This window comes from Campylobacter sp. RM10537, assembly GCF_022369435.1.
Lineage (GTDB): Bacteria > Campylobacterota > Campylobacteria > Campylobacterales > Campylobacteraceae > Campylobacter_D > Campylobacter_D molothri.
The window spans coordinates 730276-755010 of record NZ_CP059597.1 but is presented as its reverse complement, the minus strand read 5'-3'; the positions used below and the strand labels follow the sequence as shown (position 1 = coordinate 755010).

General features: G+C 27.9%; 19 protein-coding genes and 2 pseudogenes. 14 read left to right on the top strand and 7 right to left on the bottom strand.

Annotated elements, in window-relative coordinates:
• A complete protein-coding gene (locus tag CMOL_RS03760; protein WP_239820738.1) occupies nucleotides 1-849 on the top strand; it encodes a YncE family protein in 849 nt (282 codons plus the stop codon).
• An 8-nt stretch (nucleotides 850-857) separates the two neighbouring features.
• Nucleotides 858-2021 carry an MFS transporter gene (locus CMOL_RS03755; RefSeq protein WP_239820737.1) on the top strand — a complete coding sequence of 388 codons (1164 nt, stop codon included), beginning with the start codon at nucleotides 858-860 and terminating at the stop codon, nucleotides 2019-2021.
• Here the strand turns inward: CMOL_RS03755 and murG are convergent.
• Together murG and ftsW are read right to left on the bottom strand one after the other, a co-directional pair.
• Nucleotides 1992-3027 (bottom strand): annotated as a pseudogene (gene murG, locus CMOL_RS03750) (undecaprenyldiphospho-muramoylpentapeptide beta-N-acetylglucosaminyltransferase). The gene CMOL_RS03755 and the pseudogene murG sit on opposite strands and share 30 nt — an antisense overlap.
• Nucleotides 3021-4184, bottom strand: a complete 1164-nt coding sequence (ftsW, locus tag CMOL_RS03745; protein WP_239820736.1) for a putative lipid II flippase FtsW — start codon at nucleotides 4182-4184, stop codon at nucleotides 3021-3023. Before ftsW ends, murG begins: the two are co-directional and overlap by 7 nt.
• Before the next feature lie 137 nt (nucleotides 4185-4321).
• On the opposite strand from ftsW, the gene CMOL_RS03740 reads away from it, so the two are divergent.
• The 4 genes from CMOL_RS03740 to CMOL_RS03725 are packed head-to-tail and all read left to right on the top strand — an operon-like array spanning nucleotide 4322 to nucleotide 7493.
• On the top strand, nucleotides 4322-5761 hold the full coding sequence (locus CMOL_RS03740) for an acetyl-CoA carboxylase subunit A (protein WP_239820735.1): 1440 nt from the start codon (nucleotides 4322-4324) through the stop codon (nucleotides 5759-5761).
• 39 nt (nucleotides 5762-5800) lie between these two features.
• On the top strand, nucleotides 5801-5965 hold the full coding sequence (locus CMOL_RS03735) for a hypothetical protein (protein WP_374269053.1): 165 nt from the start codon (nucleotides 5801-5803) through the stop codon (nucleotides 5963-5965).
• Complete coding sequence (locus CMOL_RS03730) at nucleotides 5966-6718, top strand: arginyltransferase (protein ID WP_239820733.1); 753 nt, start codon at nucleotides 5966-5968, stop codon at nucleotides 6716-6718.
• Entirely contained in the window at nucleotides 6687-7493 is an 807-nt protein-coding gene (locus tag CMOL_RS03725) for an adenylosuccinate lyase (protein WP_239820732.1), read from the top strand. The genes CMOL_RS03730 and CMOL_RS03725 overlap by 32 nt, the downstream gene beginning before the upstream one ends.
• Nucleotides 7494-7511: 18 nt before the next feature.
• Here the strand turns inward: CMOL_RS03725 and CMOL_RS03720 are convergent, their stop codons facing one another.
• From CMOL_RS03720 to CMOL_RS03705, 4 genes are read right to left on the bottom strand one after another with little or no spacing between them, the layout of a single operon-like run.
• The gene (locus CMOL_RS03720) at nucleotides 7512-10529 is read right to left on the bottom strand and encodes an efflux RND transporter permease subunit (protein ID WP_239820731.1); all 3018 of its coding nucleotides are present in this window, start codon (nucleotides 10527-10529) and stop codon (nucleotides 7512-7514) included.
• Nucleotides 10530-10532: 3 nt separating this feature from the next.
• Entirely contained in the window at nucleotides 10533-11273 is a 741-nt protein-coding gene (locus CMOL_RS03715; protein WP_239820730.1) for an efflux RND transporter periplasmic adaptor subunit, read from the bottom strand.
• Nucleotides 11270-12532 (bottom strand): TolC family protein, encoded by a 1263-nt coding sequence (locus tag CMOL_RS03710; RefSeq protein ID WP_239820729.1) that lies wholly within the window; start codon nucleotides 12530-12532, stop codon nucleotides 11270-11272. The genes CMOL_RS03715 and CMOL_RS03710 overlap by 4 nt, the downstream gene beginning before the upstream one ends.
• 45 nt (nucleotides 12533-12577) lie before the next feature.
• On the bottom strand, nucleotides 12578-14620 hold the full coding sequence (locus CMOL_RS03705; protein WP_239820728.1) for a TonB-dependent siderophore receptor: 2043 nt from the start codon (nucleotides 14618-14620) through the stop codon (nucleotides 12578-12580).
• Nucleotides 14621-14797: 177 nt separating this feature from the next.
• Between CMOL_RS03705 and CMOL_RS03700 the strand changes: the two genes are divergently transcribed.
• The 5 genes from CMOL_RS03700 to CMOL_RS03680 all read left to right on the top strand — a co-directional run bounded on the left by CMOL_RS03700 (nucleotide 14798) and on the right by CMOL_RS03680 (nucleotide 20190).
• Nucleotides 14798-15562: an ABC transporter ATP-binding protein gene (locus CMOL_RS03700; RefSeq protein WP_200280590.1), complete on the top strand. Its 765-nt coding sequence runs from the start codon at nucleotides 14798-14800 to the stop codon at nucleotides 15560-15562.
• A gap of 3 nt (nucleotides 15563-15565) precedes the next feature.
• On the top strand, nucleotides 15566-16390 hold the full coding sequence (locus CMOL_RS03695) for an ABC transporter substrate-binding protein (protein WP_239820727.1): 825 nt from the start codon (nucleotides 15566-15568) through the stop codon (nucleotides 16388-16390).
• Nucleotides 16387-18294 (top strand): iron ABC transporter permease, encoded by a 1908-nt coding sequence (locus CMOL_RS03690; protein WP_239820726.1) that lies wholly within the window; start codon nucleotides 16387-16389, stop codon nucleotides 18292-18294. Before CMOL_RS03695 ends, CMOL_RS03690 begins: the two co-directional genes overlap by 4 nt.
• A 72-nt stretch (nucleotides 18295-18366) precedes the next feature.
• A complete protein-coding gene (locus tag CMOL_RS03685; protein WP_239819934.1) occupies nucleotides 18367-19875 on the top strand; it encodes an AMP-binding protein in 1509 nt (502 codons plus the stop codon).
• Nucleotides 19876-19962: 87 nt separating this feature from the next.
• Nucleotides 19963-20190: an acyl carrier protein gene (locus CMOL_RS03680; protein ID WP_239819935.1), complete on the top strand. Its 228-nt coding sequence runs from the start codon at nucleotides 19963-19965 to the stop codon at nucleotides 20188-20190.
• Between the two features lie 51 nt (nucleotides 20191-20241).
• Here the strand turns inward: CMOL_RS03680 and CMOL_RS03675 are convergent.
• Nucleotides 20242-21459, bottom strand: a pseudogene (locus CMOL_RS03675) (DUF2920 family protein).
• A 145-nt stretch (nucleotides 21460-21604) separates the two neighbouring features.
• Here CMOL_RS03675 and lepA point away from each other — a divergent pair.
• From lepA to CMOL_RS03660, 3 genes are all read left to right on the top strand, one after another.
• Entirely contained in the window at nucleotides 21605-23395 is a 1791-nt protein-coding gene (gene lepA, locus CMOL_RS03670) for a translation elongation factor 4 (RefSeq protein ID WP_239820725.1), read from the top strand.
• A gap of 103 nt (nucleotides 23396-23498) precedes the next feature.
• Nucleotides 23499-24140, top strand: a complete 642-nt coding sequence (gene mapA / locus CMOL_RS03665; RefSeq protein ID WP_200283161.1) for an outer membrane lipoprotein MapA — start codon at nucleotides 23499-23501, stop codon at nucleotides 24138-24140.
• Entirely contained in the window at nucleotides 24137-24712 is a 576-nt protein-coding gene (locus CMOL_RS03660; protein WP_239820724.1) for a ComF family protein, read from the top strand. The genes mapA and CMOL_RS03660 overlap by 4 nt, the downstream gene beginning before the upstream one ends.
• Nucleotides 24713-24735 lie beyond the last annotated feature (23 nt).

The window sequence follows — 24735 nt, the reverse complement described above, 5'->3', positions numbered from 1 at the left end:
ATGAAAAAATATATTTTAAGCCTAGCTTTAGTAGCTACTTGTGCTTTAGCTGGCGAGTTAAAATATCAAGAAATCGATGGATTTTTAAGTCCTGAAAGTGTTTTTGTAGATAAAAACGCTATGTATGTTTCCAATGTCGGTAAAAAACTTGAGCCTTTAGCTAAAGATCATGATGGTTTTATTTCTAAACTTGATAAAAATGGAAAAATTTTAGAATATAAATTTTTAAATGACTTAGATGCTCCAAAAGGTATGATGGAAATTGGTAATATTCTTTATGTTGTAGATATTGATACTTTAAAAGGTTTTGATTTATCTAATAAAAAAGAAGTTTTTAATTTGCCTATAAAAGGATCAATTTTTCTTAATGATATAGAAAAACTCAATGATAAAACGCTTTTAATTAGTGATACTGGGACAGGTATTATCTATAAAGTTGATTTAAAAACAAAAAAATATAATAATTTGTTGAAATTAGATCTTAAAGAATATGGTGGGCCAAATGGCTTATTTTTGCATAAAAATCTTCTTTATATCGCCGGTTATGATCCTAGCGGTGTAAGTGGTGGAGTTGTTTTGAGTTATAATCTTAAAAATAAGAAAATTCAAGTACTTAAAAGTGAAAAAGAACCTTATGATGGTATAGTTTTAAAAAATAATATTTTATATATAAGTTCTTGGGGAAAAGATCTTAATGGGGTTATTTATGCTTTAAATTTGAAAAATAAAAATATTAAAAAACTTAATCTTCCATTAATGAAGGGACCAGCGGATATATTTTTAGATAAAAATGATTTATGGATTCCTAAGATGGCAGAGGGTAAAATACTTAAGGTTGAACTTAAGTAAAGGTAATTATGACTTCTTTTAAAAAAATTTTTTGGCTTAATATTTTTATTGTTATTATTATAGCTTTTAATCTTAGAGCCCCTATCACAACGATAGGGCCAATGGTTGATATTATAAAAAAAGAGTTTGATTTAAATTCTACTTTGATAGGGATTTTAACCAGTTTGCCTTTGATGGCTTTTGGAAGTATTTCTTTTATTGTGGGGTATTTTTCTGTTATCCGTGCAGTTATTGTAGGAATTTTTTTGATATTTATTGGCGAACTTTTGCGTTCTTATTTTGGAGTTTATGGTTTATTTATAGGGATGCTTGCTATAGGTTGTGGTATAGCAATTGCTAATGTAGTTTTGCCAAGTTTTATTAAGGAAAAATTTCCTAAACAAATGTCTAGCGTTATGGGTTTGTATAGTTTTATTTTAAGTGTTTCTTCTATAGTGGGTATAGCTTTAGCCACACCTTTACTTCATATATTTAATTTATCTTTAGCTATGGTATTTTGGGCTATTTTTGCTTTTGTAGCCTTAGTGATTTATTTTCCTCAAGCAAAAAATGGAAGACTTTTTAGAGCTAAAAAACTTTCTTCTAAACAAGTGAATATTTTTAAACATCCTACAACATGGAAAATCACTCTTTTTATGGGATTTCAAAGCTTTTTGGCGTATTCTTTATTTTTTTGGTATGTTCAAATAGTAACCGAAAAAGGTTTTAGCAAAGATTTTGCAACGAATATGCTTTTATTTGGACAATTGATCGCTATGCCAGTTTCACTTTTTGGCCCTTTGCTTTTAGGTAAAATTAAAAAAGAATATCATACAAGCTATATTGCGATTTTGTGCGCCATGTATGCTATATCTTTTGGGATTTTACTTATTTTTAATAATGAATTTATGATTATTTTAGGTGCTTTTATTATGGGCTTTCCTTGGGGCGGGGTTTTTGGTATAGTTTTACTTTTTATTGCCCAAAAAAGTCATAATGCACAAATAGCAGCAAGACTTTCAGCCTTTGCTCAAGGTTTTGGATATTTAATTGCTGCGCAAGGTCAGTGGATTATAGGACTTTTACATGATCAATTTGGAAATTTTTCAAGTGCTATTGTAATACTTTTTGCAATCGGAATCATAGTAAATATCGTTGGATATTTATCCTATAAAAGTCAAGTTATCAAATAAGTTTAAGTATTTTTTCAAGTAAAATATCTGATCCATTTTTTTGAAAAATATCTTGCAAACCTTTGGAAATATTTTCTAAATTTATATTTAAAATAGTTTTAAAAATTTCATCTACATTGGCATTATCTTGTGTAAAAATTTTACATAAATTTTGATTTTGTAAAAATTTAGCGTTAAAGTATTGATGATTTTTGGCTGCATAAGGATAAGGAATAAAAATAGCAGGTAAAGAATTAGCACAAAGTTCAAAAAGCGTACTTGCGCCAGCTCTTGATATAGCTAAATCTGCTTTATGCATCTTTTGTTCTAAATTTGAACTAAAGTCAAATATATCAGCTTCGATATTTAAAGTTTTATAAATTTGTTTGTACTTTTGTAAATCATTTTTTCCACATTGATGAATAATATGGATATTTTTTTCATTTAAATTAGGTGCTAATTGTATGGCCAATTCATTGATAAAACTAGCTCCTTGAGATCCTCCTAGAAAAATAATATTTTTTAATTCTTTACGAATTCTTGCATGATTAAAAAATTTATCTGCTACAGGATAAGGTGTAAAATCTTCCTCAAAAGCACTAAAAAATTTTTTAGAAAAAGGTTTTAAAAGTTTATTTAAGGAACCACTTTTTGAATTTTGTTCATGTATAAATAAAGGTATGCCAGAAAATAAAGCTCCAAAAGATGCAGGAGCTGCACTGTATCCTCCTACGCTAATGACAGCTTTTACTTTATAGGTTTTAAAAATTTTTTTACATTTTTTAGAAAGTTTTAGAATATGTAAAAAAGAATTGATTTTGTTAAATTTACTTTGATTGATAACTCCCTTAGAGCTTAGAAAGAATTTATCCTTAAAGCGCGTTTCTTTTTCAAACCACGCTTTATCTTGCCCATTTTCACTGCCTATATAAATACAAGCTATATTCTTTCGTTGGGCACTTTCTAATAAGCATCTTACTATGGCTAAATGTCCACCCGTGCCACCTCCAGTTAAAACAATCATAATTTAACCTTTTTAGAAATCATCAATACATATCCAATACCTATACAAATTGCCCACATGGAACTTCCACCATAGCTTAAAAGTGGAACTGCAACACCTTTAAGAGGGGTAAGAGAAATAATACCAAAAGCGTTCATAAAAAATGAAAAAAGTAAAAGCAAAGCGATACCAGAACAAAAAATAAAGTGTTCTTTTTTGTCGCAACGTCCAGCTATTCTAAAAATTCTTAAAATCATCCAAAGATAAATAAAACAGATGATCCCAAGTCCAAAAAGTCCGATTTCTTCTGTGATACCAGAGAGAATAAAGTCGGTATGGACTTCGCTTAAAAAACCTAATTTAAAAGTTCCAAGCCCTAAACCCTCTCCAAATATTCCTCCATGAGCTATAGCATTTAAAGAGTGTGAGATTTGATAAGGTTCTGTATTGGTACTTACTCGTAAAGCATTTGCCATCCAATCAGGAAGCATTGGTAAAAATGCATCTTGTATATTTCCCCACCAAGATGCAATTCTTTGAATACGCCTTTGATTGCTAAAAATAACCATTATTCCAACCATCATAATGATTAAAGTTCCAAAAGCAAAAAGTCTTTTGCTAGCTCCTGCAAAAAAGGCTAAAGCTAAAATCAAAAAGAAAGAAATAACACTCTGTCCTAAATCATTTTGCGTAATATAAATATATCCTATCACTATAGTTGCAACAATACAGTAAGGTAAAAGAATTAAAACTTCATGTTTAATTGCTTTTTTACTATCATCAATACGTCTTGTATAACTCCAAGCTAAAAAATAAATAAGACCTATTTTAAAAAATTCAACCGGAGATATAGAAAGCGGGCCTAAGCGAATCCATCTTTTAGCACCTCCACTAGCTGTTGCCAAGGCCGAAGGTAAAAAAGGTAAGATTGTGATAAAAATAAAAGAAATAATAAGAATAGCAAGAATAATTCTTTCAGAATTTTTTTTATCTGGATCAAGTCTTGAGATAAAAAACATGATTAAAATTCCACTCACTCCAAAAAAAAGTTGGCGAGTAAAAAAATGAAATTCATTATAATTGAAAAAAAGTACAGTAAAAACTGTTAGTGAGTATGAAAAAACTATTCCTATAGTAATTAATATACAACTTAAATAAAATAATTTCTTATCAGCAACCATTTTGATTTTTACTTTTCTTCTTGGAAATAAAATTTATAAAGTTTTATTATAACTAAAATAATTAATTTTTTTGCTAAGTTTTTATAAGGATATTTTGATAGAATTGCTTTTAGTATTATTATTTTTAAAGGCAAACTATGGTGCAAATTCATAAAATTCTTATAGCAAATCGTGCTGAAATAGCCGTTAGAATTATTCGAGCTTGTAGGGATTTGCATATTAAAAGTGTTGCAATTTATACCGAGCCTGATTGTGAGTGTTTGCATGTAAAAATTGCTGATGAAGCTTATCAAATTGGTAAAGATGCTATAAAGGGTTATTTAGACATTGAAAGAATTATAGAGGTTGCTAAAGCTTGTGGCGCTGATGCTATTCATCCTGGCTATGGATTTTTAAGTGAAAATTACGAATTTGCTAGAGCTTGCGAAGAATCAAATATTATTTTTATAGGCCCAAAATCTGAAGTAATTCATAAAATGGGTAATAAAAATATTGCGCGTAAATTGATGGCGCAAAATGGAATTCCTATTGTCCCAGGTACTGAGAAATTAAATTCTTACAGTATAGATGAAATTAAAATTATTGCAGAAAAAATTAGCTACCCTGTAATTTTAAAAGCTTCAGGTGGCGGAGGAGGGCGAGGAATTCGCGTTGTTTATAAACAAGAAGAGCTTGAAAATGCTTTTGATTCTTGTAAAAGGGAAGCATTAGCTTATTTTAAAAATGATGAAGTATTTATGGAAAAATTTGTTATAAATCCTCGTCATATAGAATTTCAAATTTTAGGTGATAATTATGGCAATATAATACATCTTTGTGAAAGAGATTGTTCTATACAAAGAAGACATCAAAAAATTATTGAAATTGCACCTTGTCCTAGTATTTCTGACAATCTTAGAAAAACTATGGGGGTAACTGCTATTGCAGCAGCTAAAGCAGTAGGCTATACCAATGCAGGGACGATAGAATTTTTACTTGATGATTATAACCGTTTTTATTTTATGGAAATGAATACAAGAATTCAAGTTGAGCATCCTGTTACAGAAGAAATTACAGGGGTTGATCTTATCGTACGTCAAATTCGTATAGCTGCTGGAGAAATTTTAGATATAGAGCAAAGTGATATTAAACCTAGAGGATTTGCTATAGAGGCTAGAATTACGGCTGAAAATGTGTGGAAAAATTTTACTCCAAGCGTAGGTAAAATCAATGAATATTATCCAGCATTAGGTCCTTCTGTAAGAGTAGATAGCCATATTTATAAGGATTATACGATACCGCCTTATTATGATTCCATGCTTGCTAAATTGATTGTTAGGGCAACAAGCTATGATTTAGCAGTCAATAAACTTGAAAGAGCTTTGAAAGAATTTACTTTAGATATTAGGACAACAATACCATTTTTAATTGCGATTACTAAAATAAAAGAATTTAGAAGAGGTTATTTTGATACTTCTTTTATAGAAACTCATTTGCAAGAGTTATTAGAAAAAACACAAGATTATCATCATGAAAACAAAGAAGAGATAGTGGCTGTTATTGCAGCAACACTTGAAAAAATTAAAAGAGGAAAATAAATGGATTTTTTAGATAGTTTAAAAAATATAAAAAAAGAAATGCAAAATAATACTGTGAAAATAAAAAATATAAAAAAAGAAAAAAAACAAAACAAACAAGAAATGTTTTTAGATAAAGAAATGCAAGAAATTTTTCTAAAGGAAGAAAAATTGCAAGATGAATTTTCTGAATTTATCAAGAATTCAGATATTAAGAAAATTTAAATGTTTGAAATTGGATTTTGTACTCTTGAAGATAAATGTCCATACTTAGAAACAAAACGCTCAAGAATAGAATATAAATACATACAAAATTGTTCCAAAGAAATCAATACTAAACTAATCCAACGTGGTTGGAGACGCTTTGGAAGGTATTTTTCTCGTCCAATTTGTAGAGATTGTCAAGAATGTCTTAGTCTTAGAATTTTAGCTAATGAATATAAATTTTCTCGCAATGAAAGAAGAGTTTTTAAAAAAAATATCAATACTAAAATGATACTTAGAAGACCAGCTTTGAGTAATGAACATTTATTTTTATATGATAAATACCATCGTTTTATGGAAGATAAAAAGAAGTGGAAAAGATATGATTTAAATTTTAGACAATATTATAATCTTTATATAGATGGATTTATGGATTTTGGTTATGAGCTTGCTTTTTATGTTGATAATAAGCTTGTTTGTGTTGATCTTATTGATGAGGTTGAGGATGGAATTTCAAGTATTTATTGTTTTTACGATCCTGATTTTGCATATCTTTCCTTGGGTAAGTTTTCTCTTTTAAATGAGATCAAATTTGCTAAAAGTAAAAATTTAAAATATATTTATTTGGGATATTTTGTAAAAAAGTGTCAATCTTTATCGTATAAAGCCGATTATACACCTAATGAAATTTTAAAAGGGACAAGTTCTCTTTTTGAAAATGAGGTTTTATGGGAGAGAGAAGATGCAAATTGTGCAAACTTTAGAGACGATTAATGTTAATACTGATGATATTAGCGTTTTTCAGTATTTTAAAGACTTAATTACCAAAAATTTCACAAAAGTTATAGGGCGAAAAAATAAGATTTTTTCTTTTTTTGAGGAAAATGAAATTCCGCAACGTCGATATTTTTTAAAAGTCTTAGATCAAAAATATCGTAAGAGCTCTAATGAAAGCATAGAGAATTTAAAAGATGCTCATTTTAAAACTTTTAGACTTAATTTTGAGCAAAACAACATGCTAAAACCTATGCTTTTTATAAAAACAAGTTTTGCAGGAAATCAAATTCTAATGCAACTTAGTTCTAATGAAAAATTATTTATAGCCTATATGAAAAATTATTTTAAAGAGCATTATATAGAATATGATGAAGCAACAAGTATTTTAATGCTTAAATATAAAGATGAAAACACCTTGGAACTTTTTGAAGCTTTTGCTGATGAGAGTGAGCATTTAAGATATCGTGTTAATTTTGAAGTGGATCGTCAAGAATATAAAGATTTTCGCCAAGATATTTTTAAAAAAGAAAATGCAAAATGGAAATTTAATGCTTTAGCAAAGCTTTTTAATAATTATTTTACAACTTTAGAATGTACACCTCAAAATGATCTTAGTGAAATCAGACAAAAATATTTAATGATGGTAAAGCTTTATCATCCTGATTTTTATCAGGGTAAAAGTGCTGAAGAAAAAGCTTATACTAGAGAACAATTTGAAAAAATACAAATCGCTTACAATAATCTTAAAGCTCTATATAAAAACAATGCTTAAAAGACTTAAATAAGTCTTTTAATCTATTTTTTTTCTTTCATATATTTTTCTTAATTTACTATCAAGAGTATAGCAAAATTTAAAGAGTGCCGGTACAACTAATAAAGTTAAAAGAGTTGAGCTAACAAGACCAAAAATAATCGCTATAGCCATTGGGGAATTAGATTCGTATCCTGCTCCTCTTGAAATAGCAAGAGGAATCATAGCAAAAATCATCGCAAAAGTTGTCATTAAAATAGCTCTTAAGCGAGATTTTCCAGCGATCAATAAAGCTTTATTAGGTTCTATACCTTCATGACATTTTTTATTGGCTACATCTATAAGTAAAATCGCATTTTTTCCCACCATACCAAAAAGTAAGATGATGGCAATTAAAACAAAAAGTGAGAAATTATGTCCAGTAATGAAAAGTCCTATAGAAGCTCCACCAAAAGCCAAAGGCATAGTGATCATTATAATTAATGGTAAAATAAGACTTTCATAAAGTGCAGCTAAAACAAGATAAATTAAAACAAAAGCTAAAGTTATAGCCATCGCAAAACCTTGAACGGTTTCACCTAAAAGATTTATAAAGCCTGAAAAAGCATAATTAAGATTTGAATTCTTACCTAAAATATAATCCATATTATTAAGTAAGAGTTTTTGAACCGCTCCTAGCGAAATATCATTAACTCCAGCTGTAACCTTAATAGATCGACTTTTGTTATAACGATTGATAGTTTTTAAATCCTTAGTATAAGAAAAATCAACAACACTTGAAAGATCTAAGTTAATACCTTGATTATTTCTTATATTAATGCGCTTAAGAGCTTCTATATTTTTTTTAAAATCAGGTGAAAAGCTTAAAATAAGATCGTCTTTTGAATTTCCTCTGTCCATACCCCCAACACTTAATTGAGAAAAAGAGTAACTTAATACTGCGGCAATATATTCTGGATTAACATCTAAAAGCTTTGCTTTTTCTTTATTAATATGAAGAGCAACAGCATCTTTTGTTGAATTAGCATTATCGCTTATATCAACAATATGAGAATTACTTCCTAAAATCTCTTTGGCACGATTAGTAGCTTGTTTTATAGAATCTAAATCATCGCCTAAAACTAAAAATTGAACTGGATCATCAATTCCAGCGCCTTCGATTTTTGGAAGCTCTAAAACTTTGATTTTAATGCCATCTTCTTGAAATTTTTGACGATATAAGTTAACTATTGCGCTTTGTCTTAATTTTCTCTCACCTAAATTTTTAAGCTTTATATAAATTTTAGCTTTTGTGGCATCTTTAGCATCATCATATCCTAAAATTAAAAAAGCGTATTTTACATTTTCATCTGTTTGAATTTTTTCTAAAAGATCAAGACTTTTTTTTCGCATAGCTTCAAAACTCAAATCTTGTTTACTCTCAAGCAAAACTTGAATTTCGCTGTCATCTTCCATAGGTAAAAAATCAAGTCCAATACGACTAGCTAAACCAAAGGATAAAATTACAAAAACAAGACTTGCTAAGATGAATTTAGTTTTATTTTTTAAAATTTTATAAAGTATATTTTCATATTTTTCTTCTATTTTTTGAAAAAAAGCTTCACTTTTTTGATAAAATCGACTTTCTTTAGGATTTAAAAATCTAGCACTTAAACTTGGAATCAAAAATATAGAAACTAAAAAACTAATTACGATACCACTTGCAACGCTAATTCCTAAGGCGTTAAAAAAAAGCCCAGGTACAGATTTCATATAAGAAATAGGAATAAAAACACAAAGTAAAACAACACTAATGCTTAATACGCTAAAACCTATTTCATTAACCCCTAAAAAAGCAGCTTGTAAGGGCGGATGTTCTTTTAATTTTTTAGCGATATTTTCAATCACTACAATAGCATCATCTATAAAAATTCCTATACTTAAAGTTAGGGCAATAAAGGTAAGACGATTTAGATCATAGCCTAAAATATCAATGATAAAAAAAGTTGAAATTATTGAAGTTGGTATTGCAATGCAAGCAATAAGGGTAGCACTTAAATTTCTTAAAAATAAAAATACAATAATTAGAGTTAAGAAAATACCTAAAACCATATCAAAAATAACTTGTGAAAGATGTTTATAGATATTTAAGCTTTTATCATAAACAATATCAAATTTTATATCGCTAGGAATTTGCTTTTCTAAAGTGCTTAGAGAATTTTTAACATTTTTTATCATTTGGAGTGTATTATAATTATTCACTTTGCCAAGCTCTAGGAGCACACCTTCTTTTCCTTGATAAATCGCACTTTGCTTTTCATCCTCATAAAGATTCTGTATATCAGCAATATCACTTAAAAATACACCAGTTTTAATACGTAATTTTTTTAATTCATTTAAATCATTAGCTTCGAAATAACCTTTAATAATATAATTATTTTTTTGATTATTTAATTCTCCTAAGGCTTGTTTAAAATTTTGACTTTTAATGATATTGGCTACATCATAGGCATTAAGATTATATTTTTGTAATTGCTCTGGTTTTAAATTAATGCGAATTTGAGGTTTTAAAAAACCTTTAGCATCAATTTTTCCTACACCATCGACCCTTTGTAAAAAAGGCTTGATTTTGTCATTGATATTTTGCATAAGAGAAAGTTTATTTGGTGAGTAAAGAAAAAGTGATATAGCTGAACCAGAATCAGAACTTATTTTCTCAACTTCAGGTTTAGTTGGAAGACTTAAGGTGCCTATTTTATCTCTTACATCATTAGCAGCTACTTCGAGATTTTTGCCAAGTTTAAATTCGACTACAGAAATACTAAAATTATCATATGCAACCGAAGTTATAGTTTTAACCCCATCAATTTCACTTAGAGCATTTTCTATTTCCTTAGTAATTTTTGATTCTATAAAATTTAAATCTCCATTAGCTTTACTTGTAATTTTAATAAGAGGAATGGAAACATTTGGAAATAAATTAACACTCATATTAAATGCGGAAATAAATCCAAAGATAACGAGTGCTAAAAAAAACATTAATACGGTAATAGGTCTATTTATTGCTAATTTAAACATATTCTAATCTTTTGTAATTATCTTACCTTCTCCAAAAAGTCCCGGGGTTAATCCTGAAGCTTCAACTTCAGCATAAATTTTTCTCGTTTTTACCTCTATGCTTGGATAAATTAGGCTGATTTTTCCTTTAATTTGGTTATTGCTTTGATCTAATTTATAAATAAATTCATCTCCAATTTTTACTTTATCTTTATATTTTTCATCAAAACTTAAAATGAGTTTACTTTGAGGATAAGAAAAAATTTCTACTAAAGGTTGAGCTACTCCGCCAACTCCCTCTCCAATCTGTATAAATTTATTTGAAACAATTGCATCATAAGGCGCTCTTAATTCTTTTTTTTCAAGTATATTTTTATAATAATCCATATTGATTTTAGCTTTAGTTAAATTTAAGCTAGCTATATTAAATTGTGTTTTCATATCTTCATAGCTTTGTTTATCAATAACATCTTGAACAGAATTAATTTTTTTCATTTTGCTTTTTGTATTTTCATATTGAGCTAGGGCTAAATTATATGAATTTTTGGCATTTTCAAGTGCTATTTTTTCACTGGTTTGATCAAGGACAATTAAAAGATCTCCCTTTTTAACCTTTTGTCCAATTGTGATTGGAATTTGTGATACTATCCCTATGCCTTCAATAGCCAATTTGCTTTGCTTTGATGCTTCTACATTAAAACTTGCATAAATTTCTTCTGCAAAAATTACATTAAAAGAAAATATTAAAATTAAAAATATTTTCATTGTTTTACCTTTGAAATGATTTGTACTCCAGCATTAAAATAATAATTTGCTTTTGTGATTTCAAATTCGTTTCTTGCTAATTCTAGATCACTTTGAGCTTTAAATTTAGCCTCTAAAGCTTGTAAATATTCTACATAAGAAACAAGCCCTGCGCTATATTTTTTATCTATGCTTTCAAAGGCTATATTAGCAGCTTTGAGTGCTAATTTTAGGGCTATAATTTGCTCCTTTAAGACTTTTATATTTTTAAGCAAATACAACAATTCTTCTCGGTTTTTTCTTTCATTTAATCTTGCATTTGCATTTGCAATTTGAACATTTAAACGCTCTTTTTCAACCTTTTTGGCTCTAGAATTAAAATCAAAAATTTTCCATTCTATTCCTAAAATAATTTGATTATTTTGTGAATATTTTTCTAAGATTTCATTGGTTAGATTGATAAAAGGATAAGGAACTTTTGGGTTATAATTGTTTTTATAAAATCCGAAATTATCTTGAATAAAAAATTTAGGATAATACTGAGCTTTGGCTAAATTAACATTTTCTCTAGCTAAATTAACATTTTCTCTAGCAATAAGCACATCATAGTTATTTAATACTTTATCATAAAAAGGTTTTTCCAATGTTGCTTGGCCTTCAGGAATGATATTTTCTCCGGTTAAAATTCTAATTTCTTTTTGGATATTTTCAAATTTTAATTCATTTTGATGCAAATCTAAAACACTTAAATGAAATTTTGCTTCTATACTTTCTAATTCATCTTTAGAACTTAATCCTGTAGCGTAAAATTTTTTTAATCTTTGTAAGGTTGATTTTAAAAACTCCACTTTCTGTTCATTTGTGGCAATGATTTTTCTAAGACTTAAAGAATTAAAATAAAGAGTAGTTGCATTTAAAGCTAAATAATTTCTAGTTTGTTCTTTGCTAAGTAAGCTAATTTTTTCTTGCTCTTTTAAGGCTTTTAAATTAGCTTCTCTAGCGCCACCATCAAAAAGTAGAAAATTCAGAGAAAATTTTGCAAATAAACTTTCTTGAGGATCAATAATAAAACGATCTTTATTGTTAGCCACATAGGCGGAATTTAAACTAAGACTTGGCAAATAATTTCTAAAAACTTCATTACTTGTAAGTTTAGCTTGTTCGCTTTGAATTTGCTTGATAAAATATTGCTCATTTTTTTGACTTAAATTTATAAGTTCTTTTAAGTTGGAGCCAAACAATGCTAAAGGTAAAAATAAAATAATATTTAAAAATCTCATAAGCTAGAGTATAGCATACTTAAGCTTAAGAGAATTTAGTATTTATTAATATTTATAAGAAATGGATAAAATTCCTTTAATACCTTCACCATAATAGCAAGAATAATAACATCCGCTAATATATTTTTTATTAAAAATATTATCGATATTTAACTGAGCATTCCATTTATCATAATTATAGCTAAAAGCAAGATCATAAAGTGTATATGAAGGCACTTTGATATTAGGATTCCCAGCCTCGTCAGTGCTACTTCCTACGTAGCGTATTCCAAAACTACTTTTAAAATTTTGTTTATGATCGATTTTAAAAGTATGAGAAATTTTAGTGGCAAAAATGTCTTTTGGCATCATTGGCGTTCTTATAGTTTTTAGCGCGTCTAAAGAGGTGTGAGTTTGAAAATAATGTGCATAAGCTAAAGTATAATTTATGCTTTCACTCAAAGCTATATTTGAGCTTAGTTCTAAGCCTTTAGCATTTTGCTTTCCAGCTTGTATAGATACAGGCGTAGGCATACTTGGATCGGCATTAACTAAGGCATTTTTTTCTTGGATGTCAAAATAAGAAAGATTAAGTTCTCCATCGATAAAATAAGGAAGATATTTAAAACCAGCTTCATATTGTCTGCTTTCATAAGGCTTATAACCCTTGCCTTCTCCGTCACTTCCTGCTATAGGTCTAAAGGCTCCTGAGTAACTGACAAAAGGCATTAATCCTAAATCTTCAAATACATACATCAAGCCTGTTTGAAAAGTTGTATGATTGACATTATAATCGCTTTTATTTCCAAAGCTTTTTGCATTACTTTTAGCTTTATCAAAACGCATGCCAAGATCTAAAATCCATTTATCATAAAGCTTAGCTCTATCTTGAACATATAGACCTAATTGTGATTGTTTGACTAGATATGTAGGCACTTTACTTTTAATTTGTGGGGTATGATTAGGATCAAAGATATTGACATCACTTGCGCTTCCATAACCATATTTTCCATTGACATAGATATATTGATAATCTATTCCACTTGTAAGAGTGTTTTCAAGTTCTTTGTAATTATGCTTTAAAACCAGTCTATTATCTAAAGTATGGCTTCTTGCTATACCATCTAAGATGATAGAACTTCTTTTAGCTGTAGCGGGATTGCTAGAGTCTAAAGCTGAAAAGTTTACAGCAAATTGACTTTTATCCTCCATATTATAACGATAATTTTGCATAAAAGTTAATTCATCATTAAAATAATGTATAAATTCATATCCTAAAGAATATTGTTTTCTTTTTAAATAATCACTCAAAGGTGATCCTAAATTTGTACTTGGCTTAATTGTTCCTTGTGGTGTATCAATGATGGTTCCATAAACAGGAAAAAATCCAGTTGTAGGCACTCCTTGATCGTACTGAAAACTACTAAGAAGCGTTAAAAATGTATCATCATCTATATTTATAGCTAAGCTTGGTGCAAAATAATAATGTTCTTGCCAAGTTCCATCAAGCTGTCCATTTTGCCTAAAATAGTTTCCTACGATTCTAAAATTACTATTTGTGTTAAAAGCTTTATCTCCAATATCGAAAAATAGGCCATTTTGGGATAAATTTCCTATTTTAGCTCCTATTTCTGCTATAGGGTTTTTTTGAGGTCTTTTGCTAACTAAATTGATCACGCCACCACTTTGAGAAGATCCATAACTTAAAGAATCAGCCCCTTTAATAACTTCTATTTTTTCTAAGCCATATAAATCTGGTGACCATCCAAAATATCCGCCTTTATAAATAGCTGTTCCGTCTAAAACTAAACTTGCATCAAATCCTCTTAATTTAAGCCAATCTGTTGTATCTAAATCCGCACCATAAATTTGAGAAACAAAACCACTTTCGTATCTAGTAATCTCATCAAGTTGCTGCGCACCTTCTTCTTGAATTTGCTTGGCGCTAATTACAGAAACACTTTTTGGGCTGAGATAATCTACACTTTGATTTCCTTTCTCGATAGATCCCACAACACTAACAGCACCTAGCTCATAAGAAGATTCTTTTGCTAAAGCTAAACTAGCACTTATTGAAATAAGTAAAAAAGAATTGAATACTTTATTCATAAAAATAGGTTCTCCTTTTTTTAAACGAAAAATTTTTAATTATAATAATGAAATTGACTTTCAAAATGCGAATTATATAATTTTAAAATTTAAAGAAAAATTATTTTTTATTTATTTTTTATTTTTCTTTATGCTATAATCCGAGCTTAAGTTTTTTAAAGAGGATATGATTGAGCAATGGCACTCATAAAAAGTTGCAATGTAAATTTTAAAAATCAAAATCAATATATTATTTATCCTACAAATTTATGTTTTGAAAATAACAAAATTTACGGCCTTATGGGGCATAATGGTTCAGGAAAATCAACTTTATTGAAAATTTTGGCTAGGCAGTTAAAGCCAACTTCTGGAAAAATTTGTTTTAATGAACAAGATATAGCTAAATTTTCTTCCAAACAATTAGCTCAAAAAATAGCTTATTTACCGCAATATTTACCTAATTTAGGATATTTAAGCGTAAAAGAGCTTGTGAAAATGGGGCGCTATTCTTATGAAAAATTATTTTTTAAAAATCAAGATAAAGAATTAATCGAAGAAGTGATGAGATTAACGAATACTTTAAGTTTGTCAAATAGAGAAATTCATACTCTTTCTGGAGGAGAAAAAACAAGAGCTTTTTTGGCAATGCTTTTAGCACAAAAAAGTGAATTTTTATTTTTAGATGAACCTTTAGCTGCTTTAGATATTGTATATCAATTTGAATTAATGGAATTAATATTAAAATTAAATAAAGAATTTAAAGTGGGCATAGTATTAATTTTACATGATATTAATTTAGCGGCATTATATTGCGATGAAATTATTGCTTTAAAAGAAGGAAAGGTTGTTTTTAATGCAAGCAAGCAAGAATTTATGCAAGAAGAAAAACTAAAAGATATATTTAATATCGATGCTAGTATTATAGAGCATCCTAAAAGAAAATCTCCTATTGCACTTTTTTAAAATATGAAAAAAATTATTATTTTGCTTTTAATTTTATTAGAACTTATACAAGCTAAAGAATTGAAAATCATCGCTTTAGATTGGACTATGGCTGAAACAATGATGATGTTAAATTCCCAGCCTTTAGCAGTCGGAGATAAGAGAATATATAATACTTGGGTAAAAGAGCCCGCTTTACCCCAAAGTGTAAAAGATGTCGGTCTTAGAGTTCAACCTAATATAGAATATATTATCAATTTAAAGCCCGATTTAATCATCACTTCATCTTTATTTGTCATCGATAATCATATTTTAAAAAATAAAATAAAAATTATTGATTTTTATCAAAATAAAAAAGATGTATATACTAGTATCAATGAAGGTGTTTTGCAGATAGGAATAATTTTAAACAAAAAACAAGAAGCCTTAGAATTTATTAAAAATACAAAGCTTTTTTTTAGAAGTTCTAAAAAGAAATTACATTATACTAAGCCCATTGCTATAGTTCAATTTGTAGATAAAAAACATTTAAGAATTTATACAAAACACAGTCTTTTTGGTGCGGCATTAGAACAACTTGGTTTGAAAAATGCTTATGATAAAAATACAAACAACGCTTGGGGTGTTGATATTATAAGTTTTTTAGATCTTTTAAAATTTCCAAAAGAAACAAAATTTATAGTCATTAAGCCAACTCCTTTTAAGCTTGATGAAGAGTTAAAACAAAATCCTTTTTATCAAAAAATGAATATTTTTCAAGATTATAATGAATTAGAGCCTATTTGGAGTGCAGGATCATTGATGAGTATGAGACGCTTTGCTAAAGAACTTATAGAGGTAATTGAGTGAAAAAAATTATTTTTTCATGTGTGTTTATACTGATTGCTTTGTTTTGTGTTTTTCTTTTTTTGGAATTTGAATTTTTAAAAAAATATAATCATGAAAATTTATTTTCTTTTATTTTTTTAAATTACAATTTAAGCCGTTTTTTTATGTGTTTATTGTGCGGTTTTTTACTTGCTTTTTCTTCTTTGATTTTGCGTATAGTAATGCAAAATCCCTTAGCCAGCGATACAACATTAGGTGTGGCTCCTAGTGCTAGTTTTACTATATTAATCGCTACTTTATTTTTTCCTGATTTTTTAAATATTTCAAAAGTGTTAATGGGCTTTTTGGGAGCTTTTTTAATTTTGTTTTTAATTTTTATTTTTATGCTTAAAAAGCATTTAAATTCCACAAGTATAATCCTTTTAGGCCTTATAAGTGGGATGGTTTTTGGCGCTTTAAATTCTTTACTGATCCTTTTTTATCCAGAAGAAAGTAAGTCTTTTTTACTTTTTAATAGTGGTTATTTTACTCAAAATGGTTTTAAAGATATTATAGAGCTTTTTTGTTATTCTAGTATAGCATTGATTAGTTTGTATTTTTTTATCCCTTATTTAAAAATTTTAAATTTAGGAGATGAACTTGCAAGCAGTGTGGGACAAAATATCTTTTATGTTAAATTTTTTGCCTTGTGCTTGAGTGCTTATTTTATCACTTTGGTGGTTTCTTTTGTAGGAGTAATTAGTTTTTTAGGCTTATTTGCAAGTATTTTTGTGAAATTTTTTAAAATAAAAAAATTAAGAAAAGAGTTTTTAATCTGCGGTTTTTTAGGCTTTTTTTTGTTATTTGGAGTAGATTTATTTTTACAAATTTTACAAATTACAAAAGGAATTGATTTGCCTACTGGAGGAGTTTTGGCATTAATCGGTTCTCCGTTGTTTATTTTTGGTGTTTTTAAAATGTTAAAAGAAAATTTTAGCGATGATGGTATTTATATATTTTCTTATTTTAAAGAAAGATATATTATTTTAGGTTTGATTTTACTTGTTTTGATGCTATTTTTTCTTAATTTGTATTTTGATTTTTCAACTTTGAGTTTTAAAAACATATCGGATGAAATTTTAGCATTAAGATTAAACAAGCTTGTTATTTTGCTTTTATGTGGTATTTTATTAGCTTTGGTTGGATTTATCTTGCAAAGATTGAGTTTTAATCCTATGGCATCACCTGAGATGCTAGGGATTAATTCTGGAACAAGTTTAGGTGTATTATTTGCTTTATATTTTTCTTTAGAACATATTCAAATTTTTGCTATTATAGGTGCTCTATTGGTTTTATGTTTTTTATTTTTTTTAAGCACTAAATTAAATATAAATATACAAAAAATCATTCTTATGGGCATAGCTATAATGTTTTTTGTAGATGCTTTGGGTAAAATTTTCTTAGCTAGTGGAGACTTTAAAGCTTATACTTTTTTAGCTTATACTCAAGCTGGATTAATCAATATAGATAAAAATTTAAGTTTATTTTTATTGATTTATACAGGTATTTTTTTATCAACTTTATATATATTATATCCCAACCTAAAGATATTTTCTTTAGGGGAGAATTGTGCTTTAAGTGTTGGGCTTAATGTAGTAAAAGTTAGAATCGTTTTTCTTATCTTAAGCGCTTTTGCTTGCGCCTTAAGTGCTTTATGTATAGGTCCTTTTAGTTTTGTGGGTTTGTTGGCCCCTCATATTATGAGATTACTAGGAATTAAAAAATTTTACAATCAACTTTTTGTGGCAGCTTTACTTGGAATTTGTTTAATGTTTCTAGCTTATTTTATATCTAAAATTGTATTATTTCCTTACGAAATTCCTTTAGGGATTATAGCGACTTTATTAGGAGGTATTTATCTGCTTTTTATAATGAAAAGGTATTAATTTTTTATGTTTATATTAACTGGCGGGAAGGGGCATAATCATCTTTTGATTTTATTATAAAGGCTTTTTTGCATGCTCACCCACATCTACAACTTTCTAGAAAAAAGTGTTGAAAATTTTAGTGAAAAAATAGCCTTTGTTGAACCTTTTACCAAAGAAAGAAAAGAAATCACTTATAAAGAATTTGATCTTTATTCTAAAAAAGTTGCCAGTGAAATTCTAAGAAAGTTAAATAATGATACTTTACCTTTACAAAAAGCCATTCTTATTATCTTACCTAAAGGCATTGATTGTTTGATTTCTTTTTTTGGTGTAGCTTTAAGTGGAAACTTTTATACACTCTTAGATGAAAAAAGTCCCAAAGAAAGAATAGAAAAAGTTATAGAAGTTTTAAAACCAAAACTTCTAATCACTTCTAAAGATTTAAATTTAGATTTAAATTTACCTACTTTATATACACAAGATTTTAAAAGTTTTAATACAGATGAAAATTTAATCACTAAAGCCAAAGAAAAACACATTGACACTAATTTACTTTATGTACTTTTTACAAGTGGAAGTACAGGAATTCCTAAAGGAGTAAGTATAGCTCATAAGAGTGTGATTGATTATACGTTTTGGGTATGTGAAACTTTTGATTTTGATGAGAATGAAATTTTAGCTAATCAAGCTCCATTTTATTTTGATAATAGTGTTTTAGATATTTTTTCAAGTGTAAAAGTGGGCGCAACTTTACATATCATCCCTAATCATATCTTTACTTTTCCTGCTAAAGTATTACAATGCTTAGAACAAGAAAAAGTAAGTACGATATTTTGGGTGCCTTCAGTATTGATTTATTTTGCAAATACAGAAGCTTTAGATAATTTTTCTTCTAAACATCTCAAAAAAATACTCTTTTGTGGTGAAATCATGCCCAATAAGCAACTTAATATCTGGAGAAAACATTTACCTCAAAGTTTATTTGCTAATCTTTATGGTCCTACTGAAATCACTGATGTTTGCACCTACTACATCATCAACCGTCCTTTTAAAGATGATGAACTCTTACCAATTGGTAAAGCTTGTAAAAATACAGAACTTCTAGTCTTTGATGAAAATATGAATTATATAAGTACTAAAGAAATAGGTAAAAAAGGAGAATTATATATAAGAGGAACTTCTTTATCCTTAGGATATTACAATGACAAAGAAAAAACAAATAAAGCTTTTATACAAAATCCTTTACATGATAATTATTTAGACTTACTCTATAAGACAGGAGATATTGTTGCTTATAATGGATTTGAAGAATTGTTATGCTATGGAAGAGCTGATAATCAGATTAAATACATGGGTCATAGAATAGAACTAGGAGAAATAGAAAATATTATTAATTCCCATGATAAAGTAAGAAACTCTGCTTGTGTTTTTAAAGAAGAGATTATTTGTTTTTATGAGAGTAAAGAAGAAATTGATTTTAGAATATTTTTAAAAGATAAATTACCTCTTTATATGATACCTAAACATTTTAAAAGAATTGATAGTTTTAAACTCAATCAAAATGGTAAGATTGATAGGGGTTATTTAAATGAAATTTGAAAATATTTAATGGCCTTTAAAACCAAAAATTTGACTTAATTTTAAATTTAAGTGATAATACGATTTTAAAAATTACAAAGGAATAAAATGCAAAACGTTAAACAATTTTTTATCAATATAGAAAGAACCGATATTGATGAAAGCATGACGAATTTGGTTAGCGAAGATTTTATTGATAGTATTGATATCATGGCTTTAGTAGCTGAAATAGAAAAATATTACAAAAAACCTTTAAAAGCTGAATTTATAACTCCTGAAAATTTTGAAAGCTTTGAAAATATTCAAAAAATGCTAGAACTTGCTATGAAAGATTAAGTTGCTTGAAAATAAACTCAAATAACTTTAAAAATTCTTAAAAAATTATATTTAAACAATCTCAAGTTTAAATTTATCACCTTCATCTCTAAATTTGAAAACTCTATTTTTGCAAGGATAAGAAATAGAATTTTCTCTCATGGGAGATTTTTTATCTTTTAATTTTTCAAGCATTAAAGGAAGTTCTTTCCTAAACAAAGCTTTATCTGTCATTCTCATACCATGTTCTAAGCTTTTAATCATTTTACCATCGATATCTTTTTCATCTTGGATTAAATGCAAAGTTGCATCAAGATTAAGTTGTTTAAAACATTTATAAAGTTCTATTTTGTCTTTAGCGGGAGTCGCAAGATCTTTGATACTATGGTAAGAAACATAAATAATATTTGGATTAACATTAGCCCCAAGGATAAGATGAGAAGAATTTAAAATCGCTCTTATTATATAATTTTCATCTTTAAAATAATAAAGAGAATTAGGATCTTTTCTTGTCCAATAGGTTTTGATATTACAAAAAAGATTGATATTTTTAAAATTAAATACAAATTCTGGTTGTTGCATTTCTCTTCCTAAAAGACTAGGTAAAAAGGGTAATACTACAGCCGAATTATCAATCACTCCATCCACATACCAAGGAGCAATTTTTGCTATAAGTAAAGATAAGTATCCACCATATGACCCCCCGCCGTAGATCTTTGGTAAATTTTCAAATTGTGGATAATTTTTAACAATATCTTTTAAAGCATTGATATGATCAATAGCAGCCATAATGCCATAGTTTTGATATTCATCATTGGGTGGGACAAAAGTTGAAGTAAAACAAGCTTTATAATCTTGAGGGATTTGATGATTTGATTTTAGATTTTTTAATGTTTCACTAACATTTCAGCAATTATTGGGGCATTCTGAGAAGTAATTTCATCCTTTGCAATTAAATTAAATTGATTTAAATTTTCTTTTAATTATAGTAATGTCTTCTGGTTCAAATTTCTTATAAACGCTATACTTTTCCTCATTTGATCTTCTTTGGCAAAAACAATGATAAAAAACATTTACTACAACTACATCAAATTTTTTAGCGATATATTCTCTATCAAAATCTAAAAAAGAAATATTAGCATTAGCTCCATATCCACCAATTACAAAAACTATAGCTTTCATTTGTTTTTCATCATCATAAGTCATACGATATTCTAGTTTTGAAGTTCTTTTAATATTAAGCTCTACATCATCACAAGAAGAAATTTCATAAGTTTTATTAATAAGCATTGATAAGCTTTTAATATTTTAAAGATGATTATACTTAAAATTTGGTAAAAATATAGAAAATATATTTATTCAAGATTAAATTTAATTATTTCTGAAAAATATTTTTGCTAGAATTTTTGAAAGTATATTTTTATCTAGGAAAACAATGGAAAATATTAGAAATTTTTCAATCATAGCGCATATTGATCATGGAAAAAGTACTCTAGCAGATAGAATTATTTCAGAATGTGGAGCGATTAGCGATAGACAAATGAGTGCTCAAGTTATGGATACTATGGATATAGAAAAAGAACGTGGGATTACAATAAAAGCTCAATCTGTTCGTTTAGAATATGCATTTAATAATCAAAAATATATTTTAAATTTGATTGATACTCCAGGTCATGTTGACTTTTCATACGAGGTAAGTAGATCTTTAGCTAGTTGTGAAGGAGCCTTACTTGTAGTAGATGCTTCTCAAGGTGTTGAAGCGCAAACTATAGCTAATGTTTATATTGCACTTGAAAATAATCTTGAAATCATTCCAGTTATTAATAAAATCGATCTTCCAAATGCAGATGTAGAAAAAGTTAAGCATGAAATTGAACATATTATCGGTATAGATTGTAAAGATGCAATTTGTGTGAGCGCTAAGACGGGTTTAGGTATAAAAGAGCTTATTGAAGCAATTATTACTAAAATTCCAGCACCAAAAATAGATAATGAAGCTGCTACTAAGGCTTTAATTTACGATTCTTGGTTTGATAATTATTTAGGCGCTTTAGCTTTAGTTAGAATTTATGAAGGACAAATTTCTAAAAATGATGAAGTATTGGTGATGAGTACTGGTAAAAAACATATTGTTCAAGATCTTTTTTACCCACACCCTTTAAATCCAATTAAAACACAAAGTTTGAAATCAGGCGAGGTTGGAGTTGTTGTTTTAGGGCTTAAAACAGTGGGCGATGTTCAAGTTGGAGATACTATTACTTTAATTAAAAATAAAGCTAAAGAAGCTATAGGAGGCTTTGAAAAAGCAAAAGCCTTTGTTTTTGCGGGACTTTATCCTATAGAAACAGATAAATTTGAGGATTTAAGAGATGCTTTAGATAAATTAAAGCTTAATGATAGTTCTATTACTTATGAACCAGAAACTTCTTTGGCCTTAGGTTTTGGTTTTAGGGTTGGTTTTTTGGGTCTTTTGCATATGGAAGTTATTAAGGAAAGATTGGAAAGAGAATTTAATCTTGATCTTATTGCTACAGCTCCAACGGTAACATATGAAATTTATCAGACCAATGGGGAACTTTTGAAAATTCAAAATCCTAGCGAACTTCCACCTGTTAATAAAATCGATCATATTAAAGAACCTTATGTTAAAGCTACGATTATCACTCCAAGTGAATTTCTAGGAAATTTAATCACTCTTTTAAATCGTAAAAGAGGGATGCAAGTGAAAATGGATTATATTACGCCTGAACGTGTTTTATTAGAATATGATATACCTTTAAATGAAATTGTTATGGACTTTTATGATAAATTAAAATCTTTAACTAAAGGATATGCGAGTTTTGATTACGAACCGATTGAATTTCGTGTTGGAGATTTGGTTAAGCTTGATATTAAAGTAGCGGGAGAAAATGTCGATGCTTTAAGCATTATCGTGCCAAATGAAAAAGCGCTTAGTAAAGGAAGAGAGCTTGTGAGTGCAATGAAAGAAATTGTTCCTAGGCAGCTTTTTGAAGTTGCTATTCAAGCAAGTATTGGAAATAAAATCATTGCAAGAGAAACAGTTAAATCTATGGGAAAAAACGTAACTGCAAAATGTTATGGTGGTGACATTACTAGAAAAAGAAAGCTTTTAGAAAAACAAAAAGAAGGTAAAAAAAGAATGAAGGCTATCGGTAAAGTTCATTTGCCTCAAGAGGCCTTTTTAAGTGTGTTAAAAATTGATTAAATTTTTAAAATTAAACTTATTTTTAAAATATACTTGAAATTTGTTGATAATTTTAATACAATGCTTAAAAAATAATTTTTTATAATAAATTTAAGGAGAAGAAATGATTAAAAAGTGTCTACTTTTTACCCTTGTAGTTTTATTTTTAAATTCTTGTGCTAGCAAGAATACTTTTGATCAAGTTAATCAAATTTCTAAAAATTCAGCATGCAGCCCTTGTGAGAGTCCAAGTGGCTATGAGGCTAAAATAAAAGGCCTTTTATATATTAGTGATATTGGAATTGAGTGCTGTGCCAATAAGCGTACTTTAGATACTGCAGTAGCTTTGAAAAAAGTTTATTTGCATCGCTTTTATGATTTAAAAGAGGATCAAAAAGTATTTTTTGCAAAAAATCAAAAATTATATGTAGATTTAGATTTTAATGCTGTTTTTTATGTTTATTTGAAACAAGAGCTTCAAGCTAGAGGTATTGTAGTACTTGATGATAATAGTGCAGATTCTCCTTATGTAACTAAAGTTGATCTTGCTTTTTCCAAATATAGCGCAAGACAAGATGGCACAGGATTGCATTCAAAACTTGTAGGAGTTTTAAATTTAAGCGATGTGAATAAAAATAGAAAATTTACCTTACGTACAAAACAAGATGTGCAAGGTTTTGAAAATTTAAAAGATGTTCCATTTTATACACATTTACTAATAAAACAAATGGCTAATAAAGCGGCAAGTATTATTTCAGAGCTTTGAAGTGTTTAAATTGCGGAGGTTTTACTCTGCTTTGTTTTTGCGATAGTTGTTCTCAAGAATTATCTGATTTTTCTCTAGGGATAAGAGTTCTTGAGGATAATTTTAAAGTATATTCTTTTTATAAATATCATGAGATAAAGCATTTATTGCACTCCAAACATCATTTTTATGGTTATTTTGTCTTTCATTTTTTAGCAAAACTTAGTTTTGCTAAATTTAAACGCTTCTTTTCTCCTAATGAAAAAATCAATGTTATAGCTTTGGATGATAAAGTAGAAAATTTACTTTATTCTCATTCGGCTATTTTAGCCAAATACTTAAAAACTCAATTTATTAAACCTATATTTGGAGCTTTGCATTCTCAAAATTCTTTAAGATATTCTGGAAAAAGTTTAATATATAGGCAAAAAAATAAAAGAAATTTCAAACTTTTAAAAAGAATTTCTTATCCTGTAATTTTAGTGGATGATATTGTAACTTCAGGTTCTAGTTTATTGGAGGCTAAAAAATTTTTAGAAAAAAATAAAATTTCTGTTCTTTTTGCTCTTGTTTTAGCTGATGCAAAAGTTTAATATGATAAAATAAAAATTTCAAT

Excerpts from the sequence above, each read along its gene's own strand:
- CMOL_RS03760 (WP_239820738.1), top strand. The coding sequence starts at position 1 with ATGAAAAAATATATTTTAAGCCTAGCTTTAGTAGCTACTTGTGCTTTA.
- CMOL_RS03755 (WP_239820737.1), top strand. The coding sequence starts at position 858 with ATGACTTCTTTTAAAAAAATTTTTTGGCTTAATATTTTTATTGTTATT.
- ftsW (WP_239820736.1), bottom strand. The coding sequence starts at position 4,184 with ATGGTTGCTGATAAGAAATTATTTTATTTAAGTTGTATATTAATTACT.
- CMOL_RS03740 (WP_239820735.1), top strand. The coding sequence starts at position 4,322 with ATGGTGCAAATTCATAAAATTCTTATAGCAAATCGTGCTGAAATAGCC.
- CMOL_RS03735 (WP_374269053.1), top strand. The coding sequence starts at position 5,801 with ATGCAAAATAATACTGTGAAAATAAAAAATATAAAAAAAGAAAAAAAA.
- CMOL_RS03730 (WP_239820733.1), top strand. The coding sequence starts at position 5,966 with ATGTTTGAAATTGGATTTTGTACTCTTGAAGATAAATGTCCATACTTA.
- CMOL_RS03725 (WP_239820732.1), top strand. The coding sequence starts at position 6,687 with ATGCAAATTGTGCAAACTTTAGAGACGATTAATGTTAATACTGATGAT.
- CMOL_RS03720 (WP_239820731.1), bottom strand. The coding sequence starts at position 10,529 with ATGTTTAAATTAGCAATAAATAGACCTATTACCGTATTAATGTTTTTT.
- CMOL_RS03715 (WP_239820730.1), bottom strand. The coding sequence starts at position 11,273 with ATGAAAATATTTTTAATTTTAATATTTTCTTTTAATGTAATTTTTGCA.
- CMOL_RS03710 (WP_239820729.1), bottom strand. The coding sequence starts at position 12,532 with ATGAGATTTTTAAATATTATTTTATTTTTACCTTTAGCATTGTTTGGC.
- CMOL_RS03705 (WP_239820728.1), bottom strand. The coding sequence starts at position 14,620 with ATGAATAAAGTATTCAATTCTTTTTTACTTATTTCAATAAGTGCTAGT.
- CMOL_RS03700 (WP_200280590.1), top strand. The coding sequence starts at position 14,798 with ATGGCACTCATAAAAAGTTGCAATGTAAATTTTAAAAATCAAAATCAA.
- CMOL_RS03695 (WP_239820727.1), top strand. The coding sequence starts at position 15,566 with ATGAAAAAAATTATTATTTTGCTTTTAATTTTATTAGAACTTATACAA.
- CMOL_RS03685 (WP_239819934.1), top strand. The coding sequence starts at position 18,367 with ATGCTCACCCACATCTACAACTTTCTAGAAAAAAGTGTTGAAAATTTT.
- CMOL_RS03680 (WP_239819935.1), top strand. The coding sequence starts at position 19,963 with ATGCAAAACGTTAAACAATTTTTTATCAATATAGAAAGAACCGATATT.
- lepA (WP_239820725.1), top strand. The coding sequence starts at position 21,605 with ATGGAAAATATTAGAAATTTTTCAATCATAGCGCATATTGATCATGGA.
- mapA (WP_200283161.1), top strand. The coding sequence starts at position 23,499 with ATGATTAAAAAGTGTCTACTTTTTACCCTTGTAGTTTTATTTTTAAAT.